At 35.6% G+C, this 6,721-nt stretch carries 6 protein-coding genes; 4 read left to right on the top strand and 2 right to left on the bottom strand.

The window, feature by feature from the left end:
- Positions 1 to 191 precede the first annotated feature (191 nt).
- Positions 192 to 530: an outer membrane protein assembly factor BamE gene (locus IHO13_RS01340; protein ID WP_225537923.1), complete on the bottom strand. Its 339-nt coding sequence runs from the start codon at positions 528 to 530 to the stop codon at positions 192 to 194.
- Between the two features lie 133 nt (positions 531 to 663).
- Between IHO13_RS01340 and IHO13_RS01335 the strand changes: the two genes are divergently transcribed.
- Positions 664 to 1,659: a ribonucleotide-diphosphate reductase subunit beta gene (locus IHO13_RS01335; RefSeq protein ID WP_225537922.1), complete on the top strand. Its 996-nt coding sequence runs from the start codon at positions 664 to 666 to the stop codon at positions 1,657 to 1,659.
- Between the two features lie 298 nt (positions 1,660 to 1,957).
- Complete coding sequence (locus IHO13_RS01330) at positions 1,958 to 2,350, top strand: hypothetical protein (protein WP_225537921.1); 393 nt, start codon at positions 1,958 to 1,960, stop codon at positions 2,348 to 2,350.
- A 69-nt stretch (positions 2,351 to 2,419) separates the two neighbouring features.
- On the opposite strand, the gene secA is transcribed toward IHO13_RS01330, so the two are convergent.
- Complete coding sequence (gene secA / locus IHO13_RS01325; RefSeq protein WP_225537920.1) at positions 2,420 to 5,080, bottom strand: preprotein translocase subunit SecA; 2,661 nt, start codon at positions 5,078 to 5,080, stop codon at positions 2,420 to 2,422.
- A 598-nt stretch (positions 5,081 to 5,678) separates the two neighbouring features.
- On the opposite strand from secA, the gene IHO13_RS01320 reads away from it, so the two are divergent.
- Both IHO13_RS01320 and IHO13_RS01315 read left to right on the top strand, forming a co-directional pair.
- On the top strand, positions 5,679 to 5,930 hold the full coding sequence (locus tag IHO13_RS01320; RefSeq protein ID WP_225537919.1) for a hypothetical protein: 252 nt from the start codon (positions 5,679 to 5,681) through the stop codon (positions 5,928 to 5,930).
- 328 nt (positions 5,931 to 6,258) lie between these two features.
- Positions 6,259 to 6,615: a hypothetical protein gene (locus IHO13_RS01315; protein WP_225537918.1), complete on the top strand. Its 357-nt coding sequence runs from the start codon at positions 6,259 to 6,261 to the stop codon at positions 6,613 to 6,615.
- The last annotated feature ends 106 nt before the right edge of the window (positions 6,616 to 6,721 follow it).

Here is a 6,721-nt window from a genome sequence, read left to right as displayed (position 1 = left end):
CCTTTTTTCTCACTTGATAAATTTCTTAAATATTTATTACTAAAATAATATTCTGGATCCAGTATCAAGTACTGAGATGACAAGAAAAGGAGCTGGGATGACAGGAAGATAGGTTACCTTCATGATACCTAAGGGAACCCCAGTATCAGGGAGATACCCTCTTTACAGAAAAACTCTATAGTCAGCGGACTTTAATCAATAACAGCTAAAGATCTCTCTGCAACGTTAATTTCTTTTATATCTGTAACTCTATCATCCTGATCGAACGAGATTTGCAAAGACTTGCTGCTATACTTCCTTTTTCCTAAGAAATTAGATTGTTTAATTCTATATGAAATATAATACCAAACATTTTCATCAAATTTAGATACTAATGTTGGCGACCCTAAAGTGTGAACCACTTTTCCTTTATTATCACCTACTTTTATCTTGTCCCGCAATTCAACGCTAATGCCTGGAGCTCCATGATTGTGAATAGTGTGTGTACAGCTTACTAGAAGTAGTAAAACAAGAAATATTAATGCTTGCATCTTTATTGATAAATCGTCGTGAAATTACAATACACTAATAAACTACCTGTAGTCAAATTTTGTAAAAGTTAAATTGACTGATTTTTGATATCGCTTAATATAATATTTACTTCAGAAAACAATTAGGTGCTCTATGTCATTATTAAAAGCAGATCCAATATATAAGCCCTTCAACTACCCTTGGGCATATGATGCATGGCTACAGCAGCAAAGGATACATTGGATACCGGAAGAAGTTCCGCTTGCTGACGATGTAAAAGATTGGAAAACTAAACTTTCAAATGTGGAGAAAAATCTACTAACTCAGATTTTTAGGTTCTTCACTCAAGCGGACATTGAAGTAAATAACTGCTATATGAGGCATTATTCAAATATATTTAAGCCAACAGAAATATGCATGATGCTTGCCAGCTTTTCTAACATGGAAACTATACACATTGCAGCTTACTCATACCTTCTAGATACAATCGGCATGCCAGAAAGTGAGTATCAAGCATTTCTAAAATATGATGCTATGAGAAAAAAGTATGAATACATGTTAGAATTTGAGGAGAGTAAAAAACACGATAAAAAACATGTAGCTAAAACTCTAGCAGTATTTGGTGCCTTCACTGAAGGACTGCAGTTATTTGCATCATTTGCGATTTTGCTCAATTTTCAACGTTTTGGAAAAATGAAAGGTATGGGGCAAATAATTGCTTGGTCAGTACGCGATGAAACCTTGCACACCAACTCGACTATCAACTTATTCAACACGTTTATTAAAGAGAATAATGAAATTTGGAATGACGAATTCAAAGAGGAATTATGTTCTGCATGTCGCACTATCGTTGGACTTGAAGACGAATTTGTAAAGCTTGCCTTTGATTTAGGAGACGTTGAAGGACTATCTTCAGAAGAAGTGCGCAATTATATACGCTATATAGCAAACAGGCGGTTAACGCAATTAGGTCTGAAACCTATATATGATATTAATGACAACCCTCTTCCATGGCTTGACGAAATACTAAATGGTGTGGAACATACGAATTTCTTTGAAAATAGAGTAACAGAATATAGCCGTGCAGCAACTCAAGGTACATGGGAAGAAGCTTTTGCTGAAAGTGATACTGATGATAAAGAGCGTTAATTAGTCTCTTTGCATTACCTGCATTATCCAAGTAACTTGACATCGGACCTATGCAAATGGCACTAAGCTGAGAACAACTAGTCCTGTAAAATAAATTAATTGATATTCTATTTATAATATATGAAGTACTTATATAAATTTTAGTATACAAGATAAACCTAAAAAAAACTTTAAGTATAAAAAGGAGCAAAGTGTTTAGTTTAAATTATTTAATGATGGTGGGGATAGCAGCAATAATAGGGGTATAGTAAGCATTTTAATAGGGCTTGTACTGAGTATCTTGAGCAGTCTTTCACCTATGATGATAGGTGGAATCGTTGGCGGTATCTCCATAGTACCATTAATTGCAGCTCTCATCACAACTCCTCCATCCTCAGGTCCACATAATCGTAATATGAGTGATTTACTAAAAGCAATTATGCACCTAGGTGGCTTATTTACTGGGAGCGTTATAACTGGAATTGGTCCTGTCACATGTGGCGTTACTCCAATAACCAAGGTAGATTCTTTATTATCTTTATCAACTACAGCAGATTCTCTGTTATCTATAGGGGTTATAGCATTGTTATTTCCAATTGTAGCCGCAATTGGAGTAGGCATTGCAATTAAGCTTGCCGGAGTAGTGAGAAAGTATATATCTAATAAACAAATAAAACCACAGAGGAAGAACCTAGGCTTCCTCAACAAGTAAAACCATAGCGTTTACCGGACGGCGAGTTAAGTGAGGTCAATGTAGATGAGAACACACAGACCTAAGCTACTAATTCACTACAGTAACCGCACCGTGGCAGTGCTTGTATTTCTTTCCAGAGTTACAAGGGCATTTGTCATTTCTTGAGACTTTGGGGGAACTATCCTTTTTAGTAAGATACAACCTATTACCTATTTCTTGGTTATCTGCTAGCTTAAAGTGTGCTAGGCGATGAATGGTAAGCTCTTTCCACCTTTCAAGCATCGACTCAAACATTAAGAAAGCCTCGCGTTTAAATTCATTAAGCGGGTCTTTCTGTCCCATAGCGCGCAAATTTATGCTTTGTCTTAGGCTTTCCAGAATTGAGAGGTGTTCCCTCCATAAATGATCAAGAGTCATGATCATTACCTGCTTGACTACCGTATTCCACAAATCTGTGGTTTGCTGACTATTGAAATATCTTTCCTTTTCGGTAAAAAATTCTTGCACTTTATCGTTTATGTAATCCAAAGCTTCTTGTTTGTTTAAAAACTTCGCTAAGTCTTCTTTATCAAGTGTCATTCCATATCTCGTATGAAATTCCTTAGCTATATCTTCGATATAATCTTCACAATAACCACTTTGCACTATGCTTTCTATTACAATCTCATTTACTTCACTATACACTTCAAACAAATCATTGATTTCATTACCTAAAATATGATTTCTCTGCTTAAAAATAACTTTGCGTTGGTTGTTGATTACGTCATCAAACTTAAGCAGAGATTTCCGCACGTCATAGTTTCGAGCTTCAACTTTCTTCTGCGCCTTTTCAAGTGCCTTATTGATCCATGGATGATGAATAGCTTCGCTGTTCTTTAGCCCCACTTTTTGTAAAAAACTCCTCATTCTATCAGAGCCAAATATTCTCATTAAATCATCTTCAAGTGACAAAAAGAACTTAGAAAGTCCAGGATCACCCTGACGACCAGAGCGACCACGTAATTGATCATCTATTCTCCTGCTTTCATGCCTTTCGGTTCCAATCACACATAAACCGCCAGCTTTTATAGCAATGTCCTTATCTTTTTCTACTCTTTCGACTATTTCTTGGTATTTTTTTTCTCTTTCATCAGCATTTTTTATCTTATTTAGCTCTACTTTTGCTATCATTTCAGCATTACCACCAAGCTGAATATCAGTTCCACGTCCTGCCATGTTAGTTGCTATAGTAATGCTGCCTGGCACTCCAGCTTGCGCTATTATATACGCCTCTTGTTCGTGATAACGAGCGTTTAGCACTGAGTGCTTAAGAGAATGGCTTTGCAAAAGCGCAGAAAGTTTTTCAGAGTTTTCAATGCTAACCGTGCCAACAAGGACCGGTTGAAGGCGTTTGTGGCATTTTTCTATAAACTTCAACACAGCATTAAATTTTTCTTTTTCTGTGCCATAAATTTCATCATCAACATCTATTCTCTTTACAAGCACATTAGTTGGAATCTTTACTACATTCAGCTTATATATATCGCGAAACTCCTCCACCTCTGTTGCCGCTGTTCCCGTCATACCAGAAAGTTTGTTATACATACGAAAGTAATTCTGAAATGTGACCGATGCCAGAGTTTGGTTTTCATGCTGAATTTCAAGATTCTCTTTTGCTTCAAGTGCCTGATGAAGACCATCGGAGTATCTCCTGCCCTCCATCATACGTCCAGTAAACTCATCAATAATTACTACCTTGCCATCCTTTACTATATAATCTTTGTCAGCAGCAAACAGCTTATGTGCACGCAATGCTTGATCTATATAGTGAGTCATTATCATATTGCCATTATCATAAAGTGAGGAATTTTCAGGAATTAGATTATATGACCTAAGTAATTCCTCCACGCGCGAAATGCCATCTTCAGTGAGGGACACTGCCTTACTCTTTTCATCTATCTCATAATCAGAATCAACCAATTTGGTTACTATTTTGTCTATGTGCTTATATATCTGATTGTTTTCCTCAACTGGGCCAGAAATAATAAGCGGAGTACGCGCTTCGTCAATGAGTATAGAGTCTACTTCGTCTACTATCGCGTAATTGAAGCCTCTGTGCACCATATCCCCTTGAGAAAATTTCATATTATCCCGCAAGTAATCAAAGGCAAGCTCGTTGTTTGTTGAGTATACAATATCTGCACTATAAGCCTCTTTTCTCTCTTCATCTGTCAAATTGTTCGTGATAAACGCAACAGAGACCCTAAGAGAATTATATAATTTGCTCATCCATTCTGTGTCTCGTTTTGCAAGGTAGTCATTAACAGTGACAACATGTACACCTTTGCCTTCTAAGGAATTTAGGTATGCAGCTAAAGTTGCAACTAGTGTCTTTCCCTCACCTGTTTTCATCTCTGATATCATACCACTGTGAAGTACCATCCCACCGATCAGCTGAACGTCAAAGTGCCTCATACCAAGAAATCTTCGCGATGCTTCGCGTACAACCGCAAACGCAGGTACGAGAAGGTCATTTAGTGTTTTTCCATCTTTCAATTTTCGTTTGAATTCCTCGGTCTTGCCAGCAAGCTCCTCATCAGATAAGCTCCGCATTTCTGGCTCTAGTGCATTAATCTGCTGAGCAATTTTTCTGAAGGACTTTATTATCTTCTTATTTGTTGACCCAAATGTCTTTCTTATAAAAAGAAACGACAATGTAAAAATGAAGAATATAAGAACAACTGTTAAAACTAACGTGGAATCTAACATAAACTTAAGTAACGTCCATTTAATATGAGATTATATTAATAAATGCAGCCTACAGCAATGATATATTAGATTTAGAAAATCTTTGAAAAGCCTTATTTAAACCAAGAATTAAGGGTTTGCTAAGCAATTCCTATTCTTGAAGGCCTTCTATTAACATATAAAGACCTATTGCATTGTTTTAGGTGTTTTGTAATCTTTAATTTTTTACAGAATGAAGTTATTGGTAGTGTTTAGTAAAATATGAATGTAGAAAATAAACAATCTGAAGTACTCGGTAATTCTAGATTTAAGAGAGGAGCTGGCGCATCAACAGGTAATCAAGGTCGTAAGTATGAAGTAAAATTACTAATGCTGTATCTGCTTCGCAGGTTAAAATGGTAAAATTAACTTTCAGTTAGCATCAAATATAGAAGGTTTTGCAGCCTTTGATGAAATTTTTTTTGAGTACAAAGATCAGGAAAACAAATCGAGAATTGCCTTGGTTCAAGCTAAGCACTACAATATACATCGCCCTTTGAAGAATATTACTTTTGAAGATTTATTGATGGAAATGATAGAAAGCAACAGAAAGAAGATTTCGGGTTAAACAAGTATTTTGTTGAATCTTATCTTTGAGATTAAGCAAAACCCAGAGTTCCAGAATAGTGACATTACACTTGTCATCTATACCAATGTTAATGTGAACTTAAAAAAAGGTGCAGCAAAGCAAGGCAGCATAGAAACATTAGAGAAGTACCTGGAAGAGTTAACGTTAACAGATGACAACACTTTAAATACTTGCAAAGGTCAAAAAGGAGCGTGCTACAAAATAAAAAATCATACTAAACTGAAAAAAAAACTTCAATTATAGTAGTGATGATGAAATAGAAGATTCTCTACTTAGGTTAAGGTTTGTAGTTAATCAACCTAATCATTCAAAATTGGATAATATTATTAAGAAAGAAATAGGGAATATATACAAAATATCAGACAAAAAAGACATTGACATAGTTTTTGACTTTGCACGAGGAAAGGTAGAAAAATGGTAGGCACAAAAGGGTAGCAAAGTTCCTTATCTAACAAAAGGTGATTATTTTAATGGAGCTATATAACATCTTTATAATCTTAAACCTAAAGAAGATCTACCTGAACTTTGGCAAGTCCCTTTTCGAAATTATAACTTTGTTGGCAGAGAAGCATTGCTAGATAAAATAGAAGAATGCCTGGATACTAGTGATACAGCAACACTGGTTGCTTGTCACGGACTAGATAGAATAGGCAAAACACAATTAGCATTAGAATTTATTTGGAGTAAATTCCAAAAATATAAATGGATAATCTGGTTTGATGCACAAGATAGAAATACTTTAATTAACGAGTACATCAAGTTAGGACGCGAACTAAATATTATTTATGACTACGAAGAAGACGTTCTCGAGGAAGGTCATGCTAAGTATGTTAAGCGTTGGCTAGAATACCCTAAACGTGCTGGGTGGCTGCTAGTATATGATAATGAATTACAAAGACATAGCAGATTTACTTCCTACATAAAGTAGGAAAGACATTATTAACTTCTCGTTATAAATTTGGCTGCCACAGAACACTATTTTTGTTAATGTTTTTTCACCTGGAGAATCAAGGAGCTAAATTCGTAAGGTACTA

Origin of the sequence: Wolbachia endosymbiont of Mansonella perstans (genome assembly GCF_020278605.1) — a bacterium.
In the GTDB taxonomy this organism is placed as follows: Bacteria; Pseudomonadota; Alphaproteobacteria; order Rickettsiales; family Anaplasmataceae; genus Wolbachia.
This window is presented reverse-complemented; position numbering and strand designations above follow the sequence as displayed.

What these genes read in the sequence shown, in the direction of transcription:
- IHO13_RS01340 (WP_225537923.1), bottom strand. Translation starts at nt 530, where the DNA reads ATGCAAGCATTAATATTTCTTGTTTTACTACTTCTAGTAAGCTGTACA.
- IHO13_RS01335 (WP_225537922.1), top strand. Translation starts at nt 664, where the DNA reads ATGTCATTATTAAAAGCAGATCCAATATATAAGCCCTTCAACTACCCT.
- IHO13_RS01330 (WP_225537921.1), top strand. Translation starts at nt 1,958, where the DNA reads ATGATGATAGGTGGAATCGTTGGCGGTATCTCCATAGTACCATTAATT.
- secA (WP_225537920.1), bottom strand. Translation starts at nt 5,080, where the DNA reads ATGTTAGATTCCACGTTAGTTTTAACAGTTGTTCTTATATTCTTCATT.